The following is a 24,106-nucleotide window of genomic DNA, read 5'->3' on the forward strand; positions in this document are numbered from 1 at the left end:
GGGCGTGCTCACCAGTCCGGGGCGCGGCCACGACACCACCGGAAAGGAACCGGCGCATGACCAAGACCCGTGAAGAGCAGGGCTCACTGGACCTGAACGGCATCATCCAGCTGGGCATGGCGTTCGGCAGCGCGAAGGTCCTGCTCACCGCGAACGAGCTCGACCTCTTCACCGTGCTGCACGACGGCGGACCGGCCACCGAGGAGGACATCCGGAGCAAGCTCGGCCTGCACGAGCGCGGCGCCCGCGAGTTCCTCAACGCGCTGGTCAAGCTGGGCCTGCTGAAGCGGGACAACGGGCGTTACGGCAACACCGAGGCGGCCGACACCCACCTGGTCAAGGGCCGGCGGACGTACGTCGGGCGGTTCCTCAGCCGCTCCAACAGCGTGCTGTACGGCGCCTGGGGAGGCTTCACCGAGTCGCTGAAGACCGGTGAGTCGCAGATCGAGGGCCACGGCGACGACAACATGTTCAAGCACCTGTACCGCAACGAGGAGCAGATGCGCGACTTCGTCGCCATGATGGACGCGCTCAACTGGGCCGTTGGCCCGGAGCTCGCCAAGGCGTTCGACTGGAGCAAGGTCAAGACCGTCACCGACGTCGGCGGCGCACGGGGCAACCTGGCCGCCACCTTGATCCACGCCCACCCGCACCTGAAGGCCACCGTCTTCGACCTGCCGGCCGTCGAGCCGGCGTACGAGGACCACATCGGCGGCCTCGGCCTCAAGGACAAGATCGCCTTCCACGGCGGCGACTTCTTCGCCGACCCGGTCCCGGAGGCGGACGTCGTCATCATCGGCCACGTGCTCGAGGACTGGTCCCCCGAGCGCCGCAAGCAGCTCATCAAGTCGGCGTTCGACGCCCTCAAGCCGGGCGGCTCGCTGCTGGTCTACGACCCCATGCTGGACGACGAGCTGAGCCCGCTGAACAACCTGCTCACCAGCCTGACCATGCTGGTGGTGACGCACGGCGGATCCGAGTACCGGGTCGACGACTGCCGCTCCTGGATGAAGGAGGCCGGCTTCGCCGAGACCACCGCCGAGCTGCTCGACACCAACGACATCCTCGTCGTCGGCCGCAAGAAGTAACCACGCGCACGGGCGGCACCTCCGCGACTCGACGCCGGAGGGGCTGCCCGCGCGCGCTTTCCCGCCCCCACGCACATTCCCCCCACCTACCTTCCCCCGCTCCTCCCACGCCCGCGCCTCTCCGGGGCGCTGCGCGCCCCGCACCACCACGAAGGGATACCGATGTCGATCGACGAGGCAACGCCGGCGTTCCCCTTCCCGGCGCCGGACACGTTCGAGCCGCCGGAGGAGTTCCGCCGGCTGCGCGAACGGGCTCCGGTGGCCCGGGTGACGCTTCCCACCGGCGACCAGGCCTGGCTTCTGACCCGCTACGCGGACGTGCGCGCGGCCCTGGTCGACCCCCGGCTCAGCCGGGCCGCCGCCGAGGCGCCGGACGCGCCGCGGATGGGCAACACCACCCCCGGGCCGAAGACCATCCTGGGCATGGACGCCCCGGACCACTCGCGGCTGCGCCGCCTGGTGACGCAAGCGTTCACGGCCCGCCGCGTCGAGGCGCTGCGGCCCCGGATCGAGCAGCTCGCCGAGGAGCAGATCCGCCTGGTCCTGGTCGCGCCGCGCCCGGTCGACCTGATGTCCTGCTACGCGCTGAGCCTGCCCATCAAGGTGATCTTCGAGCTGCTGGGGGTGCCGTACGACGACGTCGACCGGCTGCACGCCTGGAGCGAGGTCATCTTCAGCCTCGGCGGCCACACGGCCGAGGAGGTGCGGGAGGCACGCGGCGCGATCACCGGCTACCTCCGCGAGCTGATCGAGCGGCGCCGCGCGGAACCCACCGACGACCTGCTCGGCGTGCTGGTGCACGCCCGGGACGAGGGGCAGCGGCTCTCCGAGGAGGAGCTGCTCGACTTCGCGATGATCCTGATGACCGTCGGGCACCAGTCCACCGCCAACTCCCTGGGCACCGCGCTGTTCACACTGCTGCACCACCCGGACCAGCTGGAGCTGCTGCGCAAGAAGCCGGAGCTGATCCCCGGCGCCGTCGAGGAGCTGCTGCGGTTCAACCCGTTCGTCTTCACCGGCACCCAACTGCGGGTCGCCACCGAGGATCTGACGATCGGCGAGACGGAGATCCGCAAGGGTGAGGCCGTGATCGCCTCGCTGGGGTCCGCCAACCACGACGAGGAGGTGTTCGCCGACCCGGACCGCTTCGACGTCGAGCGCACCCCCAACGTCCATCTGTCCTTCGGCTACGGCATCCACCACTGCCTGGGCGCCCAGCTCGCCCGGCTGGAGATGCAGATCGCGCTGCGCACCCTGATCGAGCGGGTGCCGGACACGCTGAAGCTCGCGGTGCGGGCGGACTGGCTCACCTGGAAGACCGGTCTGACCGCCCGCGCGCTCGTCAATCTGCCGGTGACCTGGTGACGGGGGCGGCGATGGGCGAGCAGTGGCGCGTCACCGTGCACAAGACCTGCCGCCGCAGCGGGATCTGCGCCGCGCAGGCCCCACGGTACTTCTCCGTGGACGACGACCACCGCACCCGGCCGCCGGCCGGCCCGGTGGCGCCCGACCCGGAGCTGATCGACGTCGCCGAGGCCTGCCCGGCCGAGGCGATCACCCTGACCGACCTGGTCACCGGCCGGCCGGTGACCGCCCCGGCGGAGAGCGCCGCGGGACGAGGAACGAGAGAGGTCCGACCATGACCAACCCGCGCAGCAGCCGCCGTTCCCTGCTCAGACGGGCCGGTCTCCTCGGCTCGGCGCTCGCCGTCGGCTCCGCGGCCCGGGCCGGCGCGGAGGAGCTGCCCGGCGCCGAGGATCTCACCGCCCGCGCGGGGCGGCGGCCGTCGCCGATCGGCAGCTGGTCGGTCGTCGTCACCATCGAGGGGGTGCCCGACGTCGAGCACGCGCACTACTCGTTCGGCGCCGACGGCCAGCTGATCCTGCAGACGCACCGGCACACGCACACCGGCATCGGCACCTGGGAGTGGCGGGACGACGGCTTCGTGTACGTGACGCGGGGCCTGCGGTCGAACGCCGACGGCAGCCTGCTGAGCGAACTGCGGATCCGGCACACGGCCCGGTTCGGCCCGGACGGCACCTTCACGTCGACCGGCACGGGGCAGGCCCTCGACGCCACCGGCAACATCCTCTTGGAAGTCCAGTCCACGGCGGTCGGCACCCGATTCGGCGTCGACGGCTGACCGGCCGCCGGCCGGGACAGAGCAAAGGAGAGTGCTGGCATGTGTGGCATCGCCGGGTGGGTGGACTTCGAACGTGATCTACGTCAGGAGGCCGCCGCCGTCCGGGAGATGACGACGACCATGGCCCTGCGCGGCCCCGACGCCGGCGACGTGTGGCTCGCTCCGCACGCCGCGCTGGGCCACCGCAGGCTCGCCATCATCGACCTGGAGGGCGGGCGGCAGCCCATGGTCGCCGAGGAGGGCGGCCGGGTCCAGGCCGCCCTGACCTACGCGGGTGAGGTGTACAACTTCCGCGAGCTGCGGGAGGAACTCGTCCTCAAGGGACACCGGTTCACGACGCGCAGCGACACCGAGGTGGTGCTGCGGTCCTATCTGGAGTGGGGCGAGTCCTTCGTCGAGCGACTCAACGGCATGTTCGCCTTCGCGCTCTGGGACGCCCGCACCGAGGAGCTGCTCCTGGTGCGCGACCGGGTGGGCATCAAGCCGCTGTACTACCAGCTCCTACCCGACGGCGGGGTGCTGTTCGGTTCGGAGCCGAAGGCGATCCTCGCCCATCCCCGGGCGAGCCGGACGGTCGACGCCGACGGGCTGCGCGAGCTCTTCGCCGGGGTCAAGGCCCCCGGCGCCGGGGTGATCAGCGGCATGCCCGAGCTCGCCCCCGGCCATGTGCTCAGGGTCTCGCGCGACGGCCACCGACTGCGCCGCTACTGGCAGCTGGAGGCGCACGAGCACGAGGACGACCTGCCGACCACGATCCGCACGGTGCGCGAGCTCCTCGAGGACATCGTCACGCGGCAGATCGTGTCCGACGTCCCGCTGTGCACCATGCTCTCCGGCGGGCTCGACTCCTCCACGCTCACCGCCCTGGCGGCCATCGCCAAGGAGCGGGACGGCAGCGGGAAGGTCCGCTCGTTCGACGTGGACTTCGTCGGCTACCTCGACAATTTCGAGCCGGACCTGACCCACCCCACGGCGGACTCGCCGTACGTCCGGCAGGTCGTCGAGCACGTCGGCGCCGACCACCGCCACATCCTGCTCGGCAACGCGGAGATGATCGACGCCCCGACCCGCCGCGCGGTGGTCCAGGCCCTGGACTGGCCGGTGCTGATCGCCGGTCCCGGCTCCATGGACATCTCGCTGTACCTGCTGTTCCGGGCGATCCGGGGCCAGTCCACGGTGGCGCTGACCGGCGAGTCGGCGGACGAGCTGTTCGGCGGCTACCCGTGGTTCCACCACCCCGAGTACGGCCAGCCCGGCACCCTGCCGTGGAGCCTCGCGCACAACCTCGGCATGCCGGCCCTGTTCGGCCCGGTCACCACCCGGATCGACGTGCGCGGCCACCAGGCCGACCAGTACCGGCAGGCCGCCGCGGCGGTGCCCCGGCTGCCCGGGGAGAGCGGCCGGGCCCGGCAGTTCCGGGAGTCGACGTACTTCTTCCTGACCCGCTTCATGCGCACCCTGCTCGACCGCAAGGACCGGCTCAGCATGGCGGTCGGGCTCGAGGTCCGGGTCCCGTTCTGCGACCACCGGCTGCAGGACTACGTGTTCAACACCCCGTACGCCTTCAAGACCTTCGACGGCCAGTGGAAGAGCCTGCTGCGGGCCGCGGCGAAGGACCTGCTGCCCGAGGCGGTGCTGAACCGCCCCAAGACGGGCTATCCGATCTCCAACGACGACGCCTACGACCGCTACGTCCAGGAGCGGTTCGCGAAGCTGGTGGCCGGCGGGGACGCGGCCGTGCTGCCGCTGCTGAACCCGACGGTCGTCGAGGACGTACGCCGGGACGCGACGGCCGCCGCCGGACTGACCCGGATCGAGATCGACATGGCCCTGCACCTCGACGAGTGGCTCTCGTCGTACGGGCTCGACCTGGCGATCTGAGCGCCGCCGCGCATACGGATGCTCCCCCGTCCCGGCCGGGACGGGGGAGCATCCGTATGCGCGGCGGCGCTGGTGGTGCGGGTGGTCCGAGCGTCACCAGGCCACCGGAAGGACCGCCGGACGGCGGAACGCCATTCCCGAAACCCACCGCAGCTCCTCCGTCGGCACCGCGAGGCGCAGCCCGGGGAAGCGGTCGAGCAGGCCCTCCAGGGCCAGCTGCAGCTCCATCCGGCCGAGCTGCGCGCCCAGGCAGTGGTGCAGGCCGTGGCCGAAGGTCAGGTGCGGGTTGGCCGCGCGGGCCAGGTCGACCTCCTCCGCCCGGTCGAACACCTCCTCGTCCCGGTTGGCCGAGGTGATCGCCGGCAGCACCGCCTCGCCCTTGCGGATCAGTGCCCCGCCGAGCTCCACGTCCTCGGTGGCGATGCGCATGGCGCCGGCTCCCCCGCCCGCCACCGAGTAGCGCAGCAGTTCCTCGACGGCGCCCGGCACCAGCGTGCGGTCGGCGAGCAGCTGCCGCCACAGCTCCGGTTCGCGCAGCAGCGTGATCAGCGCCCCGACCAGCTCGCCGGTGGTGGCGTGGTACCCGGCCACCAGCAGGGTGTGGCCGAAGGCGAGCAGCTCCTCCTCGGAGAGCCGGTCGCCGTCCTCCTCGCGGGCCTCGATGAGATGGGTGAGCAGATCGTCCGCCGGCTGCTTCGCCTTGGCGGCGATCAGCTCCCCGAGGTAGCCGTTCAGGCCGCGCCGGGCCTCCATCACTTCCTCCGGCGTGTGGGCCGATATGGAGAGCATCACGTCCGACCAGACCCGGAACCGGTCCTGGTCGGCGAGCGGCACCCCGAGCAGCTCGCAGATGACGGTGATCGGCAGCGGCTGGGCCAGGTGCGCGATCAGGTCGGCGGGCGCCCCCTGCTTCGCCATCGCGTCGAGGAGCCGGTCGGTGATCTCCTTCACGTGCGGGCGCATGCTCTCGATGTGCCGGGCGGTGAAGGCGCGGGCGACCAGCTTGCGCAGCCGGGTGTGCTCCGGCGGGTCCATGGTGAACAGCGACTTGGACCCCTTGGCGACCGGCAGCAGCCGGGGGGCGTCAGGGGCGGTCAGCGCCGCCTTGCTGAACCGCGGGTCGGCGAGCACCTGGCGCACGTGCTCGTAGCGCGTCACCAGCCAGGCCCGGTGTCCGGTCGGCAGCGTCACCGGCGCCACCGGCTCCGAGGTGCGCAGCTCGGCGTAGGCCGGCGCCGGCCGGAGCGGGTCGGGGACGGGCAGGGGGTAGGTGCGCTCGGGGCTGTCGGCGGTCATGGGTCCTCCTTCTGAACGTGATCAAACGCGATCGGACGGGATCGACGGGGTGCGCGTCAGGGGCGGTTCGGGCCGGCGGGCCGCCCGGACACGACGGACGCCGCTCCGCGAGCGGAACGGCGTCCCGTGACAGGGCCCTACAGCACGGCGTCCGCGAGCCTGTCCAGCTGGTCGGTACCGGCGTCGCAGGGCACGAAGACGATCTCGTCGCAGCCGGCGTCCTGGTAGGCCGTCACGGCCGCCCGCAGCCGTTCCGGTTCGGTCAGCGCCATGGTGACGATCGACTCGGCGCGGCCGGAGAACGCGTAGTAGTCCATGAGATAGCGCTGGGCCAGCCACTCGGCCCGGGTGCCGAGCGAGAAGTACAGCAGGGTCATCAGGTGCGGGCGTCCGCTGCGGCCGTGCTTCCGCCAGGCGGCCTCCACCCGGTCGGCGTTGGCCCGGTACCCACTGGGCGAGCTGCCGCCCGCGATCCAGCCCCGGCCGTACCGCGCCGTCCTGCGGAAGGCGGCGCCGGACGTGCCCCCCAGGACCAGCGGCAGCTCGCCCTGGGGTGCCGGGCCGACGGCGCCGGGGCCTTCGGCCCGCCAGATCTCCCGCAGCTCCTCCAGCATCGTGTCGAGGACCTTGCCGCGGGCCGCGGGATCCACCCCCGACACCGTGAAGTCGTCGTCGCGGTTCCCCGCGGCGAGACCCAGCGTCAGCCGGCCGCCCGAGACGCGGTCGAGGGACGCCACCTGCTTGGCGAGCAGCGGGGTGTTGTTGCGGTACGGCGCGGTGAGCACCGTGGTGGCGAGACCGATCCGCCGGGTCACGGCCGCGGCCGCGGTCAGCGCCACCAGCGGGTCGTAGTTGTCGTACACCAGCCGGTCGAGCACGCCCAGGGTGGAGAAGCCGTGCTCCTCGGCGCGCCGGGCCCAGTCGGCGAGGCGTTCCCCCGCGGCCCCGGGGACGGCGGCGGGAAGGCCGACTCCGATCAGCATGGCCCCCCTCCCCCGGCGAACTCGGCGAGCTGCCGTGCGACCTGGGCCGGTGCCGGTCTCCGGTCGTTCTCGGCCCGCACCTCCTCGGCGGCCTTGCGGTACGAGGGCTCCTCCAGGAGCCGGAGGACCGCCTCCCGGATGCCGGCGGCATCGGCCCCGGCTCGGGGAAGGGAGATCCCGGCCCCGGTCGCGGCGAACCGCTCGGCGTTGAAGGTGTGGTCGATCAGCTGCGGCACCACCAGCTGCGGCAGACCGTGGGCGAGCCCGGTCAGGATGGTGCCGGCCCCGCCGTGGGCGACCACCAGGTCGCAGTGCGGCAGGACGCAGTGCAGCGGCACCGACTCGATCACCTTGGCCCGCTCGGGCAGGTCGCCGAGCAGGGGCCGCTGCTGTGCGGCGACCGCCACCACGATCCCGACGTCCAGCGCGTCGAGGGCGGCGACCACCTCGCCGGCGAGGAACAGCGACGCGTCGAGCCGGCCGACGGTCGTCCCCCAGGTCACGCAGACCCGGGGCCGCCGGCGTTCCGCCGGGGGCAGCGGCACGGGCACCCGTCCCGCGCCGTTGTACGGCAGGTAGCGCATCGGCCGGCGGTCGAGCGCGCCCGGGCGGGACTCCTCCGGCACCTGCATCGCGGCCGGGCAGAGGTCCACGGTCAGCGCCCCGAGGGTGTCCACCGCGTCCAGGCCGAAACGCGCGAGCAGGGGTGTCAGCTCCCGTCGTTCGGCCTCCAGGGTCGCCTGGCGGTGCATCAGGTCGGCGCCCCAGGGCATCCGTACCGCTCGGGCGCCGACCGCGGCGGCGGCGAGCGGCCCGGCGTACGCGGTGGGTTCGTGCACCACCAGGTCCGGCTGCCAGGCCCGCGCGAACGCCACCAGATCGTCCGCCATGGCGTCCGCGAGGTCGGCGAACAGCGACACCGCGCGCGGCCCCCGGCCGGGACTCCCGCTCGCCCGGCCGGGGATGTACGCGCGGAAGCGGGCCACCGCGTCGAGGTCACGGCCGACCTGGACGAAGGGCAGCCCGGCAGCGGTGACCTGCGCCTCGATGCCGGGCGGCGCCGCCACCCGCACCTCGTGGCCCGCCGCCCGCAGCGCCCAGGCCAGCGGGACCATCGGGTAGAAGTGGGTCGGCCACGCCCAGCTCACGAACAGCACGCGCATCGGTCGGCTCACCCCTCCCGCCCGGACAGACCGGCCTCGCGGTGGGCCCGGGCCACCGTCTCCATGACGGCGGTCCGCTGCTCCGGGGTGCCGGCGTACGGCGAGATGCCCAGGGTGGTGACCCCGGCGGCCGCGTACTCGGTCAGGCGGCGGGAGATCCGGGCCGGCGGGCCGAGCAGCGAGGTGGAGTCGATGAACTCCAGGGGCACCGCGTCGGCCGCGCCCTGGAGGTCACCGGCCTGGAAGCGGTCCTGCACCTGCTCGGCCGCCGCCTCGTACCCCATCTGCCGGGCGAGCCGGAAGTAGAAGTTGCTCTCCCGGTCGCCGAGGCTCATGAACCGGGCGACGTACGGCCGGATCGGCGCGGCGGCCGCCCGGACGTCCTCGCCGACCGCGGCCGGAGCGGACACGAAGGCGTCGAAGCCGTCGTGGTCCCGGCCGGCCCGATGCCGGCCGGTGCGCACCGCGTCGAGCGCCTGCTTGGCGTGCTCGGGGCTGCAGAACACGCCCACCCAGCCGTCGGCGATCTCCCCGGCCAGTTCCAGACTGCGGGTGCCGACCGCCGCCAGGTAGACCGGCAGGTCGCTCCTGACGGGCCCCGGGAGGCGGAAGGCGCCGGCCTCGCTGCCCGGCAGCGGGAGGGCGTAGTGCCGTCCCTCGTACGTCACCGGCTCCTGCGCCAGGGTGCGGCGCACGACGTCGACGTACTCGCGGGTCCTGGCGAGCGGCCGGGCGAACGGGGCGCCGTGCCAGCCCTCGGTGACATGGCCGTTGGAGATGCCGAGGCCGAGCCGGAACCGCCCGCCCGACAGGCCGTCCAGCGTCGCCGCGGCCAGCGCCATGGCGACCGGGGTCCGCGCCGGGATCTGGATGACCGTGGACAGCAGGCCGATCCGGCTGGTCCGTGCGGCCACCCAGCCGAGCACCGAGATCGCGTCGGAGCGGAAGCCCTCCGGGGCCGCGGCGACGTCGAAGCCGAGCCGCTCGGCCTCCTGCGCCGTGCGGCCGCAGTCCTCGGGGACGAGGTTGATCCCCAGTCGCATGGCGGGGTCACCCTTCCCTGTGGCCGATGACCAGCGAGTCGGTGTTGCTCAGCACCTTCGCCTCGGTCCGGGCGAAGCCCGCCTCGGTCATCCAGCCGCGGCACTCCTCGACGGAGTACTCGGAGCCGCCGTGGGTGACGAGCAGCATGTCCAGGCTGATCAGCAGGTTGACCAGGTCGGCCGGCCGCTCGTCGACCATCCGGTCGTACACGAGCAGGGCACCGCCCGGCTCGACGGCCTCGTAAGCCTTGCGGATCAGGCCGAGGCGCTGCTCGGCGGACCAGTTGTGCAGCACGTGGCCCATGACCAGCACCTGGCCGGACGGCATCGGGTCCTTGAAGAAGTCGCCGCCGGTGAAGGAGATGCGGTCCTGGGTGCCGAGCCGCTTCATGTGGTCGTCGAAGGCGGGCGCGACGTGCGGCAGGTCGAAGACCCGGGCGGTCAGGTGCGGGTGCTCGGCGAGGAGCAGCGCGGAGAGGTTGCCGCGGGCGCCGCCGACGTCCACGAAGTCCGTGCGGCCCGCCCAGTCGAAGGCGGCGGCCAGCTTCGGGGCGACCTGGCTGTTGAGGGAGTCCATCATGGCGAGGAACTGGTCGAGGTGTTCCCGGCTGTCGGCCATCTGCGCGACGATGTCGCCGTCCTTGCCCTTCACCTGGGGCTCGCCGGTGCGCAGCGCGTCGGTCAGGTGGGTCCAGGCCGGGTAGAGCATGTTGTTGGCACGCTCGAGGAAGCCGCCGGAGTAGGACGGCTTACCGCGGTCCAGGAAGCGGTCGGCGGCAGCGCTGTTGCGGTAGCGGTCGCCGTCCGCCTCCAGTACGCCGAGCGTGACGAGCGCCGTGACGAAGTCGCGGCCGCCGCGCGGGTGCAGACCGACGGCGTCGGACAGCTCCGCCAGTGTGAGCGGCTTCGCGGCGAGCGTCGAGAAGACGTCCAGCTCCAGTGCGCTGAGCAGGATCTTGGCGTCGCAGAAGGCGGTACCGAGTCGGATGAGACCCTCGGGGCTGGACACATCCGCAGAAGTGTGAGTCGTCACCGACAAGTCCTTTCTCCTGATGACGGGACGCGTGGATGGTTCAGCACCGGCCTCGAAGCGCGCTGGAGCCCGCTCCCGGCCCGCCCTCGAACCCCCGCGGGCACCAGCGGAAATCGAGCACCGGACGGCACCATCCGGGCCAGATGCCACCAGTGAGGGGAGAGACGTGATGACCGATCGGCGCGTGGCGCTCGTCACCGGAGCCAACCGGGGTCTGGGCCGGGCGGTGGCCGCCGAACTGCTCGGCCGGGGGCTGCGGGTGGTGGTGACCGCGCGGGACGCCGCCGCCGCGGCCGCCACCGCCCGCGAACTGGGGCCGGACGCCGAGGGGTTCGCCCTCGACGTGACCAGCCCGAAGAGCGTCGACCGGGCCCGGGACGCCGTCGGACCGGTGGACGTCCTGGTCGGCAACGCCGGCGTGCTCCTGGAGGACGGCGCGGGCGACCCGCTGACGGTGCCGGTGGAGGTGGTGGAGCGGACGCTGACGGTGAACCTGCTCGGCTCCTGGCGGGTGGCGCAGGCCTTCGTCCCTGCCATGGTCGAACGCGGCTGGGGGCGGGTGGTGTTCGTCTCCAGCGGCACCGGCTCGTTCAGCAACGGCCTGTTCACCGGCAGCCCCGGCTACGCGGTCTCCAAGGCGGGGCTCAACGGGCTGACGCAGATGCTCGCGGCCGCCACCGAGGGCACCGGTGTCCTGGTGAACGCCGTCAACCCGGGCCCCACCCGGACCCGGATGATGCCGCACGGCCGGCGCACCGCCGGGGAGGCCGCCGTGGACGTCGCGGACGCGGCCCTGCTCCCGGACGACGGCCCTACCGGCACCTTCCGCCGGGGCGAGCAGGTGCTCGGCTGGTGACCCGCGGCCGGGGGCGGGGGTGGGGGTGGGCACGGGGCCGGGGGCGGGCATGGGACCGAGCGCGGGAGCGGGACCCGGGGCAGGCTGGCTCAGGCCTTGAGTCTTCCTCGATGCGGTGTTGGAACGGTGCCCCGACCGAGCCGCCCCACCGACCGAGGAGTTTCGCCATGGACCACGGCGCAGACGCGCGCCCGCCCTTCCGGGTACTGCTCAGGATGGAGATCCGCCCCGGCACGGAGCGGGAGTTCGAGCGCACCTGGCTCGAGATCGGCACCCGCATCGCCGCCGAGCCCGCCAACCTCGGCCAGTCCTTGGTACGCGACGTCGAGGACGGCGGCGTCTACTGGGTCATCACCGACTGGACGGACGAGCCCGCCTTCCGGGCCTTCGAGCTCAGCGCCGCGCACGTCGACAACCGCCGCCGGCTCCAGCCGTTCCGTACCGGCGGCGAGATGCGCCTGACACAGGTCGTCCACCGGCTCGACCCCGCCGCCGAGGCTCCCGTCCGCTGACCGCCCGGCACCACTCCCACCAGGCCACCACACCCAAGGAGCATCTCTCGTGACACGTCGTCTGTTCACCTCGGAGTCGGTCACCGAGGGTCACCCCGACAAGATCGCCGACCGGATCAGCGACACGATCCTGGACGCGCTGCTCGCCCAGGACCCCCACTCCCGGGTCGCCGTGGAGACCCTGATCACCACGGGTCAGGTGCACGTCGCCGGCGAGGTCACCACGGCGGCGTACGCCGACATCGCGACGCTGGTCCGCGAGACCGTGCTGCGGATCGGCTACGACTCCTCCGCGAAGGGCTTCGACGGCGCCTCCTGCGGCGTCTCGGTGTCCATCGGGGCGCAGTCCCCGGACATCGCCCAGGGCGTCGACACCGCCTACGAGGCCCGGCAGGGCGACGAGGTGGACGACCTGGACCGGCAGGGCGCCGGCGACCAGGGCCTGATGTTCGGCTACGCCTGCGACGACACGCCGGAGCTGATGCCGCTGCCGATCTCCCTCGCGCACCGGCTCTCCCGCCGCCTCGCCGAGGTCCGGCACGACGGCACGCTGCCGTACCTCCGTCCGGACGGCAAGACGCAGGTCACCATCGAGTACGACGGCGACCGGCCGGTACGGCTCAACACCGTCGTGGTGTCCTCGCAGCACGCCGCCGACATCGACCTGGACTCGCTGCTGGCCCCCGACATCCGCGAACTCGTGGTGGAGCCGGTCCTCCAGGGGCTGCCGATCGACACAGAGGGCTACCGGCTGCTCGTCAACCCGACCGGGCGCTTCGAGGTCGGCGGCCCGATGGGCGATGCCGGTCTCACCGGCCGAAAGATCATCGTCGACACGTACGGCGGCATGGCCCGCCACGGTGGCGGCGCCTTCTCCGGCAAGGACCCGTCGAAGGTGGACCGCTCGGCGGCGTACGCGATGCGCTGGGTCGCCAAGAACGTCGTCGCCGCCGGGCTCGCCAAGCGCTGCGAGGTGCAGGTCGCGTACGCGATCGGCAAGGCCGAGCCGGTCGGTCTCTTCGTCGAGACCTTCGGCACCGAGACCGCCCCGCTGGAGCGGATCCAGCACGCGGTCCTCCAGGTCTTCGACCTGCGGCCGGCGGCCATCATCCGCGACCTCGACCTGCTGCGACCGGTCTACGCCGAGACCGCCGCCTACGGCCACTTCGGCCGCGAGCTGCCGAAGTTCACCTGGGAGCGCACCGACCGCGCCCAGAAGCTGGCCGCCGCGGCGCGCGCCGTCTGACCACCCGATCCCACCAAGGACCCGAGGAGGTGCCCGGTGCGTATCGCTGTCACCGGCTCGATCGCCACCGACCATCTGATGACCTTCCCCGGCCGGTTCGCCGACCAGCTGCTCGCCGACCGTCTGGAGAACGTCTCCCTGTCCTTTCTCGCCGACCGTCTGGAGGTACGGCGCGGCGGGGTCGCGGCCAACATCGCCTTCGGGCTCGCCCGGCTCGGGCTCGGCCCCGTCCTGGTCGGGGTGGCCGGCCTCGACTTCGCCGACTACCAGGTGTGGCTGAAGCAGCACGGCGTGATCGTCGACCACGTGCGGATCAGCGACGCCCTCCACACCGCGCGCTTCGTCTGCACCACGGACCTGGACCAGAACCAGATCGCCACCTTCTACGCCGGCGCCATGGCCGAGGCCCGCCTGATCGACCTGCGGGACGTCCTGGCCCGGGCCGGGCGCCTCGACCTCGTCCTGGTCTCGCCCGACGACCCCGAGGCGATGCGGCGGCACTCCCGCACCTGCCGCGAGCTCGGGGTCCCCTTCGCCGCCGACCCGTCGCAGCAGCTGGCGCGGCTCGACGGCGGGCAGGTGCGGGAACTGGTGGACGGGGCGCGCTTCCTGTTCACCAACGAGTACGAGACGGCCCTGCTCCTGGAGAAGAGCGGTTGGACGGAAGCCGAGGTGCTGTCCCGGGTCGGTACCTGGGTCACCACCCTCGCGGCGGACGGCGTCGCCGTCCGGCGTGCCGGGCACCCCACGCTGACCGTGCCGGCCGTCCCGGCGCGCGAGGTCGCCGACCCGACCGGCGTCGGCGACGGCTTCCGGGCCGGCTTCCTCGCCGGGATCGCCCGGGACTGGCCCCTCGAGCGGTCCGCGCGACTCGGGTGCGCCCTGGCCACCACCGTCCTCGAGTCGGTCGGCACGCAGGAATACGCGCTGTCCGCGGCGGGCCTGCTGGACCGCGTGGCCGCCGCCTACGGCTCGGACGCGGCCGCCGCGATCGCACCGGGACTCACGGGGGTGGCGTGATGGGACGCGCACCCGACGCGCTGCGCGAGGCCCTCGCCACCCGGGTCGTCGTGGCCGACGGCGCGATGGGCACGATGCTCCAGGCGCAGGATCCGACGCCGGCCGACTTCCAGAACCTGGAGGGCTGCAACGAGATCCTGAACGTGACCCGTCCGGACATCGTGCGGTCCGTGCACGACGCCTACTTCGCGGTCGGCGTGGACTGCGTGGAGACCAACACCTTCGGCGCGAACCACGCGGCGCTCGGCGAGTACGGGATCCCCGAGCGGATCTTCGAGCTTTCCGAGGCCGGAGCGCGCGTCGCGCGGGAGGCCGCGGACGCGCACACCGAGCGGGACGGACGCGTCCGGTGGGTGCTGGGCTCGATCGGCCCCGGCACCAAGCTGCCGACCCTCGGCCACACCACGTTCGACGTGCTCCACGAGGGCTACCGGCAGAACGCCGCGGGCCTGATCGCGGGCGGCGCGGACGCGCTGCTCGTGGAGACCTCGCAGGACCTGCTGCAGGCCAAGGCGGCGATCCTCGGCTGCAAGCGGGCACTGGCTGAGGCGGGCCTCGACCTGCCGGTCTTCGCCCAGGTGACGGTGGAGACGACCGGCACGATGCTGCTGGGCTCGGAGATCGGCGCCGCGCTGACGGCGCTGGCGCCCCTGGGCGTGGACCTCGTCGGTCTGAACTGCGCGACCGGCCCGGCGGAGATGCGCGAACACCTGCGCCACCTGGCCGCCCACGCCGAGGTGGGCCTTTCCTGCATGCCGAACGCCGGACTGCCGGTGCTCGGCAAGGACGGCGCCCACTACCCGCTGTCGCCGGACGAACTGGCGGACGCGCACGACACCTTCACCCGCGCATACGGCCTGTCCCTGGTGGGCGGCTGCTGCGGCACGACCCCGGAGCACCTTCGAGCGGTCGTGGAACGGGTACGGGGCCGGGCGCTCACCCCGCGCCGGCCGCGGTCCGAAGCCGCGGCGGCGTCGCTGTACCAGTCCGTGCCGTTCCGCCAGGACACCGCGTACCTGGCGATCGGCGAGCGGACCAACGCCAACGGCTCGAAGAAGTTCCGCGAGGCGATGCTGGCCGGCGACTGGCAGGCGTGCATGGAGATCGCCCGCGATCAGATCCGCGAGGGCGCCCACCTGCTCGACCTGTGCGTGGACTACGTCGGCCGCGACGGCGTGGCGGACATACGGGAGATCGCGGGCCGCCTTGCGACCGCCTCGACGATGCCGATCGTGCTCGACTCCACCGAACCGGAGGTGCTGCGGGCGGGCCTGGAGGTCCTCGGCGGGCGGGCGGTCCTCAACTCGGTCAACTACGAGGACGGGGACGGCCCGGACACCCGCTTCGGGCGGATCGCCTCGCTGGCCCGTGAGCACGGAGCCGCACTGATCGCGCTGACGATCGACGAGGAGGGCCAGGCGCGGACGGCGGAGAAGAAGGTCGAGGTCGCCTCCCGCCTCATCGCCCAGCTTACCGGCGAGTACGGCGTCGCAGAGTCCGCCATCCTGGTGGACTGCCTGACGTTCACGCTGGGCACGGGCCAGGAGGAGTCGCGGAAGGACGGCATCGCCACGATCGAAGCGATCCGCGAGCTGAAGCGCCGCCATCCGGACGTCCAGACGACCCTGGGTCTGTCGAACATCTCCTTCGGCCTGAACCCGGCCGCCCGAGCGGTCCTGAACTCGGTGTTCCTGGATGAGTGCGTGAAGGCGGGGCTCGACTCGGCGATCGTGCACGCGTCGAAGATCCTGCCGGTGGCACGGATCCCGGCGGAGCAGGTCGAGGTCGCACTGGACCTGGTCCACGACCGCCGTCGCGAGGGCTACGACCCGCTCCAGCGGTTCCTTGAGTTGTTCGAGGGCGTGAGCGCCGCCTCGGTGCGGACGTCCAGGGCCGAGGAACTCGCCGCGCTTCCGCTGGATGAGCGGCTGAAGCGGCGCATCGTCGACGGGGAACGGAACGGCCTGGAGGCAGACCTCGACGAGGCCCTCACCACCACGCCCGCCCTCGACATCGTCAACAACATCCTGCTCGACGGGATGAAGACGGTCGGCGAGCTGTTCGGGTCGGGGCAGATGCAGTTGCCGTTCGTGCTCCAGTCGGCCGAGGTGATGAAGACCGCGGTGGCGTATCTGGAGCCGCACATGGAGAAGTCGGGCGCCGACGGCAAGGGCACGATCGTCCTGGCCACGGTGCGCGGCGATGTCCACGACATCGGCAAGAACCTCGTCGACATCATCCTCTCCAACAACGGCTACAACGTCGTGAACATGGGCATCAAGCAGCCGGTCTCGGCGATCCTGGAGGCCGCCGAGGAGCACCGGGCGGACGTGATCGGCATGTCGGGTCTGCTGGTCAAGTCCACCGTGATCATGAAGGAGAACCTGGAGGAGCTGAACGGCCGCGGGCTGGCCGCCAAGTACCCGGTGATCCTCGGCGGCGCCGCCCTCACCCGGGCGTACGTGGAGCAGGACCTGCACGAGCTGTATCAGGGCGAGGTCCGCTACGCCCGCGACGCCTTCGAGGGGCTCCGGCTCATGGACGCCCTCGTCGCCGTGAAGCGCGGCGTCCCCGGAGCCGTACTCCCCGAACTCAGGCAGCGCCGGGTCGCCGGCAGGACCTCCGCCCTCCAGGTCGACGAGCCGCTGCCCGGCGGCCGTTCGGACGTCGCCACGGACAACCCGGTCCCGGCCCCGCCGTTCCGGGGCACCCGCGTCGTCAAGGGCATCCAGCTGGGCGAGTACGCGTCCTGGCTGGACGAGGGCGCGCTGTTCAAGGGCCAGTGGGGCCTGAAGGACAGGGAGACGATCGAGTCGGAGGGCCGGCCGCGGCTGCGCGGCTGGCTGGACCGGCTCCAGACGGACCAGCTCCTGGAAGCGGCCGTGGTCTACGGCTTCTTCCCCTGTGTGTCCAAGGGCGAGGACCTGATCGTCCTGGACGAGGACGGAGGCGAGCGGACCCGCTTCTCCTTCCCCCGCCAGCAGCGGGGCCGCCGCCTCTGCCTGGCCGACTACTTCCGGCCCGAGGACTCCGGCGAGATCGACGTCCTCGCCCTCCAGATCGTCACCGTCGGCACACGGATCGGACAGGAGACCGCGAAGCTCTTCGCCGCCGACTCCTACCGCGACTACCTCGAACTCCACGGCCTGTCCGTCCAGTTGGCCGAGGCGCTGGCCGAGTACTGGCACGCCCGGGTCCGCGGCGAGTGGGGCATCGCCGGGGCCTCGGAACCGGCCGACCTCGACGGCATGCTCCGCACCGAATACCAGGGCTGCCGCTACTCTCTCGGCTACCCCGCCTGCCCCGATCTCGAAGACCGGGCAAAGATCGCCGAGCTCCTGGAGCCCGAACTGATCGGCGTCCAGCTCTCGGAGGAGTATCAGCTCCACCCCGAGCAGTCCACGGACGCCATCGTCGTCCACCACCCCGAGGCGACCTACTTCAACGCCGGAGGGCGCGGATGACCACACTGCGCGAGATTCTCGCGAGCGGGACGCGCTCCTTCTCGTTCGAGTTCTTCCCGCCGAAGACCCCGAAGGGCGAGCGCTCGCTGTGGGAGGCCGTCCGGCGCGTGGAGGCGCTCGCGCCGACCTTTGTCTCCGTGACGTACGGCGCCGGCGGCTCCTCCCGGGACCGTACGGTGTCCGTCACCGAGCGGATCCGGTCCGAGACCACGCTCCGGCCGGTCGCCCACCTGACCGCCGTCGGCCACTCGACCACCGAACTCCGGCACATCATCGGCCGTTACGCCGATGCCGGCATCCATGACGTGCTCGCGCTGCGCGGTGATCCTCCGGGCGATCCGCGCGGCACCTGGGTTCCCCACCCGGAGGGCCTCACCTACGCGGCCGAGCTGGTCGGCCTGCTGAAGTCCGCCGGATCGTTCACCGTCGGCGTCGCGGCCTTCCCGGAACGGCACCCGCGGTCGCCCGACTGGGAGAGCGACATCCGGCACTTCGTCGCCAAGTGCCGGGCGGGCGCGGACTTCGCCGTCACGCAGATGTTCTTCGACCCCGAGGACTACCTGCGGCTGCGCGACCGGGTCGTCGCGGCCGGCTGCGACACCCCGGTCGTCCCGGAGATCATGCCGGCGACGAGCTTCGACCAGATCCGCCGGTTCGCCCAGCTGAGCAACGCCACGTTCCCGCCGGATCTCGCCCGGCGCCTCGAGGCGGCCCGCGGCCGTCCCGAGGAGGGGCAAAGGATCGGGGTCGAGCACGCGACCGCGATGGGCGAGCGGCTGCTCGCCGAGGGCGCGCCCGGCCTGCACTACATCACGCTCAACAGCTCGTCCGCCGCCGTGGAGATCCACCGCAACCTCGTTCCCCGGCGGGCCACTTCCCTGCTCACCGCTGTCCGATGACTGGAGTTGACATGCCGTCTCCCGAACCCGACTTCAAGGTCGCCGACCTGTCCCTGGCCGCGTTCGGCCGCAAGGAGATCACCCTCGCCGAGCACGAGATGCCGGGGCTCATGGCGATCCGCCGCGAGTACGCCGCGCAGCAGCCGCTGGCCGGCGCCCGGATCACCGGCTCGCTGCACATGACCGTGCAGACCGCCGTCCTCATCGAGACCCTCGTCGCGCTCGGTGCGCAGGTCCGCTGGGTGTCGTGCAACATCTTCTCCACCCAGGACCACGCGGCCGCGGCCATCGCCGCCGCCGGCATTCCGGTCTTCGCCTGGAAGGGCGAGACCCTGGAGGAGTACTGGTGGTGCACCGAACAGGCGCTGACCTGGCCGGGCGCCGACGGGCCCAACATGATCCTCGACGACGGCGGCGACGCCACCCTCCTGGTCCACAAGGGCGTCGAGTACCAGAAGGCGGGTACGGTCCCGGACCCGGCCACCGCCGACAGCGAGGAGTTCCGCATCGTCCTGGAGCTCCTGCAGAACTCCACCCTGGACTGGTCGGCGATCGCGGCCGGCATCCGGGGCGTGACGGAGGAGACCACCACCGGTGTCCACCGCCTGTACGAGATGCACCGCGACGGCACGCTCCTCTTCCCGGCGATCAACGTGAACGACGCCGTGACCAAGTCGAAATTCGACAACAAGTACGGCTGCCGCCACTCCCTGATCGACGGCATCAACCGCGCCACCGACACCCTCATCGGCGGCAAGACCGCCGTCGTCTGCGGCTACGGCGACGTCGGCAAGGGCTGCGCCGAGTCCCTCCGCGGCCAGGGCGCCCGCGTCATCGTCACCGAGATCGACCCGATCTGCGCCCTGCAGGCGGCGATGGACGGCTACCAGGTCACCACCCTGGACCAGGTCGTCGAGACCGCCGACATCTTCATCACCACCACGGGCAACAAGGACATCGTCATGGCGTCCGACATCGCCCGCATGAAGCACCAGGCGATCGTCGGCAACATCGGCCACTTCGACAACGAGATCGACATGGCCGGCCTCGCGAAGATCCCCGGCATCGTCAAGGACGAGGTCAAGCCGCAGGTCCACACCTGGACCTTCCCCGACGGCAAGGTCGTCATCGTCCTGTCCGAGGGCCGCCTGCTCAATCTCGGCAACGCGACCGGCCACCCCTCCTTCGTGATGTCGAACTCCTTCGCGGACCAGACCCTCGCCCAGATCGAGCTCTTCACGAAGACCGCCGACTACCCGGTGGGCGTCTACACGCTCCCCAAGCACCTCGACGAGAAGGTCGCCCGGCTCCACCTCGACGCCCTCGGCGTCAAGCTCACGACCCTCCGCCCCGAACAGGCCGCCTACATCGGCGTCGAGGTCGAGGGCCCCTACAAGCCCGACCACTACCGCTACTGAGCCGCACGGCACGTCGAAAAGGCGCCGGCCGCCAAGGAGATTCCTTGGCGGCCGGCGCCTTGTGGTGGCGTCAGGACCGGGCGAGCAGGCGCAGCAGTACGGCGCGCAGGGTGTCGCGGGCGAAGATCGGGGCGTCCGCGCAGCGCCAGGCGACGACGCCGTCCGGCCGTACCAGGACCGCGCCGCGCGCCGTCACCCCGTACAGTTCCGGCCAGCGGTCGTCGACGTCGGTCAGCTCGGCGCCGATGCCGTGCACCGTGAGCGGCAGCTCCAGTTCGTGCGCGACGGCCCTGGCCACGTCCTGCCAGACCCGGTTGTCGGGCCCGGTGAGCAGCACCGGACGGTCGCCGAACAGGTCGAGCACGGACAGCTCGACGCCGCCCCGGCGCAGCCGCAGGTGCGGGGCGCGGCCGCCCGGCCGGCCGTCGTTCTCCGCGGACCAGACGCCGTGCCCGGGCAGCACGCCCTCGTCCCACGGGGTCACGGCCGAGGAGCGGTAGCGCCAGGAGAGCCACACCTGGGCGTCCTCGACCATGCCGGGGTGCACGGGCGGGCGCTCCCCCGCCGTACCGGTCAGCCGCTGCCGGTCCTTGGAGCGCAGGGCGGCCTGCTCGACGGTGGCCTCGCACACCGGCCGGCGCTCCTCGTCGTAGCTGTCGAGCAGCGCCTCGCCCGCCCAGCCGTCGAGGACGGCGGCGAGCTTCCAGGCCAGGTTGTGCGCGTCCTGGATGCCCGTGCTGGAGCCGAAGCCCCCGCTGGGCGGCATGACATGGGCGGCGTCCCCGATCAGGAACACCCGTCCGTCGCGGAACCGGCCCGCGGTCCTGGCCGCGCCCTCCCACGGGGAGACGGAGCGGATGCGCGGAGTCAGGTCCGTGACCCCGGTGGCCGCCCGCACCAGTTCGCCGCAGCGCTCCTCGGTGAACGACTCCAGTTCCGTCCCGTCGGGGTCGTACGCGACGTGCAGCAGCCAGTCGGAGGCGTTGTCCAGCGGCATCAGGGCGCCGCGCACCTCGTCGTTGGCCGTGTGGCACATGAGGAAGCGGCGCCCCGCGAGCGGTTCGGTGAGGTCGGCGTGGAAGTGGATGTTGACGTAGTGGCCGAGGGTCTCGCCGGCAAAGGGGATGCCGAGGGTCTCCCGGATGCCGCTGTGGGCGCCGTCTGCGGCGACGAGGTAACGGGCCTTGAGCGTGCGTTCGGCGCCGGTGAAGCGGTCCCGGACCCGTGCGGTGACCCCCTCGTCGTCCTCGGCGAAGGTGACCATCTCGGTGTGGAAGCGCAGGGCGACGCCGAGGCGTTCGGCGCGGCCCCGCAGCACGTCCTCCAGCTCCCCCTGGTGGCACAGGCACCAGCCGGTCGGGGACAGCGGGCCGATGTCGCCGCTCACGTCCATGACGTACTTCTCGTCGAGCGCGCCCAGTTCGGGCCCGGTCAGGGAACCGGCAGCGATCACACCGGAGTTACCGGCGAGCAGCCGGGCCGACGGCATGCCGCGCAGCTCGTCCTCGACGCCGGCGGCGCGCAGCAGCTCCATCGCCCGCGGGTGCACGCCGCGGGCGCGCGGGTGTCCGGAGAGTTCGGGCCGCCGTTCGAGGAGCAGGCAGTCCACGCCCTGCCCGGCGAGGAAGACGGCGGCGGAGAGCCCTGCGAGCCCTCCGCCGACCACCAGGACGTCGGTGTTCCGGAGCGTGCTCCGGGTGGTGCTCAGCACCATCTCACCCTCCTTGCCTCGGTTGGTGTTCGACGAGCACGGACGCGTCCTTGTCGCCGTCGCCGGCCGCGAGCACCTCGGCGAACCGCTCGCGCACCACGCCGAGGACGGGCATCGCGGCGCCGTGTCCGGCGGCCGCCGCCAGTGCGATCCGGATGTCCTTCTCCATGAGGGCGGAGCGGAAGAACGCCGGCTCGTAGGTCCGGTTGAGCATCAGGTCGGCGCGGAACCGCATCACGAGGGAGCTGAAGCCGCTCGCGGCGACGACGCCGATCAGCTGGTCGCGGTCCAGGCCGGCCGCGGTGCCGTAGTGGACGGCCTCGGCGAGCGCGGCGACCTGGGCGCCGAGCAGCAGGTTCAGGATGAGCTTCAGGCTGGCCGCGGTGCCGGGGGCGCCGACGTGGACGACCTCGCCGCCGAGAACGTCGAGGACCGGGCGTACCTCGTCCAGGTCCTCGGGCGCTCCGGAGACAAACACCCGCAGTTCGCCCTTGCGGGCCTGCAGGGGGTTGCCGACGACGCAGGCCTCCACCCGGCGCAGGCCCTTGTCCGCGAGGCGGGCGGCGGCCTCGCGGGCGTAGCCGGGGGACACGGTGGAGGTGTCCACGACGAGGGTGCCGGGTTCGAGCACCGGGACCACCCGATCGAACAGGACCTCCTCGACGGCCTTCTCGTCGCTGAGGCTGAGCAGGACGAGCCGGTGGCCCGCCGCCGCCTGCTCGGGGGTGTCGGCGAGCCGGGCACCCGCCGCGACGAGCGGGGCGGCCTTGTCGGCGGTCCGGTTGAAGACGGTCAGCGTGTGCCCGGTCTCAAGGAGACGCCGGGCCATGCCGCCGCCCATGCTGCCGAGGCCGATGAACGCCAACGGACGTTCTGCCATGGTGGGTTCTCTTCTCTTCCGGTCGCTGGGCGGGTGGTCTCGGGATCTCGGGACGGGCGCGCGGTGCGCTCAGTAGGCGGCGTCCACCTCGTAGACGGCGAAGGGGGCGCCGGTGCGGGTGTCGCGGAAGGGCCGCAGGGGGGCGGTGTCCTGGCGGTGGTCGGCGCCCGCCTCCCAGGCCAGGAACGCCGCCAGCGACTCCCAGCGGCTCATCACGGCGAGCGCGGTCGGGTCGGCGGGGCTGCGCAGCAGCTCGTTGCCGAGCATGCCGGGCACCTTCGCCAGGCGCTCGCTCACCCGGTGGTAGGCCTCCCGGACCGCGGCGAGCTGCTGCTCGTCGTGCGCGGCCTGGTAGACCATGACCCGGACTTCGCCGCCGCCCTCACCGCGCATCGGCGGCCGCCCTGCCCTCGATGCCGTGCAGCACCCGCATGACGTGGAAGGAGCCGCCCTTGCGGTACGGGTGGAGGGTGGCCCGGTGCTCCAGGTGGGCCGGGCTGTTCTCGAACGCGCGGAAGCGCGGCTCGTCGACCCAGTCGCTGACGATGACGTACGTGCTGCCGGGACCCTCCTCGCGGGCCAGCGACTGGCCCAGGCTGGCGGGGTGGCCGGTGACCGCGTCGGTCCCCTCCAGCCAGGCCTTCTCGAAGGCGGCCTCCTGGCCCGGCTCGATCTCCATGCGCAGCATCACCCGGAAGGTCATCAGGAGATCCCCCCGTCGACGCCGATGGTGTTGCCGGTGACGTACCGGGACAGGTCGCTGGCCAGCCACAGCACGGCGCCGGCCACCTCTTCGGGGGTGCCGAGCCGGCCGAGGGCGGTCTTGGCGCCGTAGCGCTCGGTCATCAGCTTGCGCTGCTCCTCGGGCAGCGCGTGGAAGTTCTCGGTCTCGATGACGCCGAGGGCGAGGATGTTGAAGCGGATGCTCTGCGGGCCGAACTCCTTGGCCAGGGAGCGGTTCAGGCCGGACAGGGCCGCCTTGGTGGCGGTGTAGTGGGCGCGCAGCGGTATGCCGGCCTCGACTGCGCGGGAGCCGATCGACACCACCGAGGAGCCCGCGCCGAGCAGCGGCAGCGCGTGCTGGATGACGAGGTGGGCGCCGGTGACGTTGGTGGCGAAGATGCGCTGCCACTCCTCCAGCGGCAGCTCGGCGTACGGCACGTGGCTGATCGCGCCGGCGTTGTTGACGAGCAGGTCGAGGCGGTCGCCGTGGCGTTCGCGGACCTCGTCGAGCAGGGTGGCGATCTCCTCCGGCCGGGACAGGTCGGCGCGCAGCACGTGGTGCCGGCCGCCGGTCTCCTTCAGTTCCCGCTCCAGGGAGGCGACGTGTTCGCTGTCGCGCTGGTAGCAGGTGACGACGTCAACGCCGGCGCGGGCGAGCGCCAGCACGATGCCGCGGCCGACACCGCGGGTGCCGCCGGTGACCAGGGCCTTCTTGCCCTTGAGGCCGAGATCCATGAGTATTCCTCC

22 protein-coding genes are annotated in these 24,106 nt (G+C 72.4%); 12 read left to right on the forward strand and 10 right to left on the reverse strand.

Annotated features, from left to right (window positions below):
* Positions 1-56: 56 nt before the first annotated feature.
* From ABD858_RS04475 to asnB, 5 genes are all read left to right on the forward strand, one after another.
* A complete protein-coding gene (locus ABD858_RS04475) occupies positions 57-1,088 on the forward strand; it encodes a methyltransferase (RefSeq protein WP_345034729.1) in 1,032 nt (343 codons plus the stop codon).
* 162 nt (positions 1,089-1,250) lie between these two features.
* Positions 1,251-2,453: a cytochrome P450 gene (locus tag ABD858_RS04480; protein WP_345034731.1), complete on the forward strand. Its 1,203-nt coding sequence runs from the start codon at positions 1,251-1,253 to the stop codon at positions 2,451-2,453.
* Positions 2,454-2,464: 11 nt separating this feature from the next.
* Entirely contained in the window at positions 2,465-2,731 is a 267-nt protein-coding gene (locus ABD858_RS04485; protein ID WP_345034734.1) for a ferredoxin, read from the forward strand.
* On the forward strand, positions 2,728-3,231 hold the full coding sequence (locus ABD858_RS04490) for a hypothetical protein (RefSeq protein WP_345034735.1): 504 nt from the start codon (positions 2,728-2,730) through the stop codon (positions 3,229-3,231). The genes ABD858_RS04485 and ABD858_RS04490 overlap by 4 nt, the downstream gene beginning before the upstream one ends.
* A gap of 39 nt (positions 3,232-3,270) precedes the next feature.
* A complete protein-coding gene (gene asnB / locus ABD858_RS04495; protein ID WP_345034736.1) occupies positions 3,271-5,112 on the forward strand; it encodes an asparagine synthase (glutamine-hydrolyzing) in 1,842 nt (613 codons plus the stop codon).
* 93 nt (positions 5,113-5,205) lie between these two features.
* On the opposite strand, the gene ABD858_RS04500 is transcribed toward asnB, so the two are convergent.
* The 5 genes from ABD858_RS04500 to ABD858_RS04520 form a co-directional block, all read right to left on the reverse strand.
* Positions 5,206-6,408, reverse strand: a complete 1,203-nt coding sequence (locus ABD858_RS04500; protein WP_345034738.1) for a cytochrome P450 — start codon at positions 6,406-6,408, stop codon at positions 5,206-5,208.
* A gap of 137 nt (positions 6,409-6,545) precedes the next feature.
* Positions 6,546-7,391, reverse strand: a complete 846-nt coding sequence (locus tag ABD858_RS04505) for an LLM class flavin-dependent oxidoreductase (protein ID WP_345034740.1) — start codon at positions 7,389-7,391, stop codon at positions 6,546-6,548.
* Positions 7,385-8,554 (reverse strand): nucleotide disphospho-sugar-binding domain-containing protein, encoded by a 1,170-nt coding sequence (locus tag ABD858_RS04510; RefSeq protein ID WP_345034742.1) that lies wholly within the window; start codon positions 8,552-8,554, stop codon positions 7,385-7,387. The genes ABD858_RS04505 and ABD858_RS04510 overlap by 7 nt, the downstream gene beginning before the upstream one ends.
* A gap of 8 nt (positions 8,555-8,562) precedes the next feature.
* Positions 8,563-9,597 carry an LLM class flavin-dependent oxidoreductase gene (locus tag ABD858_RS04515; RefSeq protein WP_345034743.1) on the reverse strand — a complete coding sequence of 345 codons (1,035 nt, stop codon included), beginning with the start codon at positions 9,595-9,597 and terminating at the stop codon, positions 8,563-8,565.
* 7 nt (positions 9,598-9,604) lie between these two features.
* Positions 9,605-10,630, reverse strand: coding sequence for a methyltransferase (locus ABD858_RS04520; protein WP_345034744.1), 1,026 nt, complete (start codon positions 10,628-10,630; stop codon positions 9,605-9,607).
* Between the two features lie 169 nt (positions 10,631-10,799).
* Here ABD858_RS04520 and ABD858_RS04525 point away from each other — a divergent pair, with 169 nt between their 5' ends.
* The 7 genes from ABD858_RS04525 to ahcY all read left to right on the forward strand — a co-directional run bounded on the left by ABD858_RS04525 (position 10,800) and on the right by ahcY (position 20,045).
* Positions 10,800-11,486 carry an SDR family NAD(P)-dependent oxidoreductase gene (locus ABD858_RS04525; protein ID WP_345034746.1) on the forward strand — a complete coding sequence of 229 codons (687 nt, stop codon included), beginning with the start codon at positions 10,800-10,802 and terminating at the stop codon, positions 11,484-11,486.
* A gap of 167 nt (positions 11,487-11,653) precedes the next feature.
* On the forward strand, positions 11,654-11,998 hold the full coding sequence (locus tag ABD858_RS04530) for an antibiotic biosynthesis monooxygenase family protein (RefSeq protein ID WP_345034747.1): 345 nt from the start codon (positions 11,654-11,656) through the stop codon (positions 11,996-11,998).
* Positions 11,999-12,047: 49 nt separating this feature from the next.
* On the forward strand, positions 12,048-13,244 hold the full coding sequence (gene metK, locus ABD858_RS04535) for a methionine adenosyltransferase (protein ID WP_345034749.1): 1,197 nt from the start codon (positions 12,048-12,050) through the stop codon (positions 13,242-13,244).
* Positions 13,245-13,280: 36 nt separating this feature from the next.
* On the forward strand, positions 13,281-14,264 hold the full coding sequence (locus tag ABD858_RS04540) for a carbohydrate kinase family protein (protein WP_345034752.1): 984 nt from the start codon (positions 13,281-13,283) through the stop codon (positions 14,262-14,264).
* Entirely contained in the window at positions 14,264-17,728 is a 3,465-nt protein-coding gene (metH, locus tag ABD858_RS04545; RefSeq protein WP_345034753.1) for a methionine synthase, read from the forward strand. The genes ABD858_RS04540 and metH overlap by 1 nt, the downstream gene beginning before the upstream one ends.
* Complete coding sequence (metF, locus tag ABD858_RS04550) at positions 17,725-18,627, forward strand: methylenetetrahydrofolate reductase [NAD(P)H] (protein WP_345034754.1); 903 nt, start codon at positions 17,725-17,727, stop codon at positions 18,625-18,627. Before metH ends, metF begins: the two co-directional genes overlap by 4 nt.
* Before the next feature lie 11 nt (positions 18,628-18,638).
* Positions 18,639-20,045 carry an adenosylhomocysteinase gene (gene ahcY, locus ABD858_RS04555; protein WP_345034756.1) on the forward strand — a complete coding sequence of 469 codons (1,407 nt, stop codon included), beginning with the start codon at positions 18,639-18,641 and terminating at the stop codon, positions 20,043-20,045.
* A 70-nt stretch (positions 20,046-20,115) separates the two neighbouring features.
* Here the strand turns inward: ahcY and ABD858_RS04560 are convergent, their stop codons facing one another.
* From ABD858_RS04560 to ABD858_RS04580, 5 genes are all read right to left on the reverse strand, one after another.
* Positions 20,116-21,759: an FAD-dependent oxidoreductase gene (locus ABD858_RS04560; RefSeq protein ID WP_345034758.1), complete on the reverse strand. Its 1,644-nt coding sequence runs from the start codon at positions 21,757-21,759 to the stop codon at positions 20,116-20,118.
* A gap of 1 nt (position 21,760) precedes the next feature.
* The gene (locus tag ABD858_RS04565; protein ID WP_345034759.1) at positions 21,761-22,636 is read right to left on the reverse strand and encodes an NAD(P)-dependent oxidoreductase; all 876 of its coding nucleotides are present in this window, start codon (positions 22,634-22,636) and stop codon (positions 21,761-21,763) included.
* A gap of 69 nt (positions 22,637-22,705) precedes the next feature.
* Positions 22,706-23,029 (reverse strand): antibiotic biosynthesis monooxygenase family protein, encoded by a 324-nt coding sequence (locus ABD858_RS04570; protein ID WP_345034760.1) that lies wholly within the window; start codon positions 23,027-23,029, stop codon positions 22,706-22,708.
* Positions 23,019-23,339 (reverse strand): antibiotic biosynthesis monooxygenase family protein, encoded by a 321-nt coding sequence (locus tag ABD858_RS04575; RefSeq protein WP_345034761.1) that lies wholly within the window; start codon positions 23,337-23,339, stop codon positions 23,019-23,021. Before ABD858_RS04575 ends, ABD858_RS04570 begins: the two co-directional genes overlap by 11 nt.
* A complete protein-coding gene (locus ABD858_RS04580; protein WP_345034763.1) occupies positions 23,339-24,094 on the reverse strand; it encodes an SDR family NAD(P)-dependent oxidoreductase in 756 nt (251 codons plus the stop codon). The genes ABD858_RS04575 and ABD858_RS04580 overlap by 1 nt, the downstream gene beginning before the upstream one ends.
* Positions 24,095-24,106 lie beyond the last annotated feature (12 nt).

Origin of the sequence: Streptomyces sannanensis (assembly GCF_039536205.1) — a bacterium.
Lineage (GTDB): Bacteria > Actinomycetota > Actinomycetes > Streptomycetales > Streptomycetaceae > Streptomyces > Streptomyces sannanensis.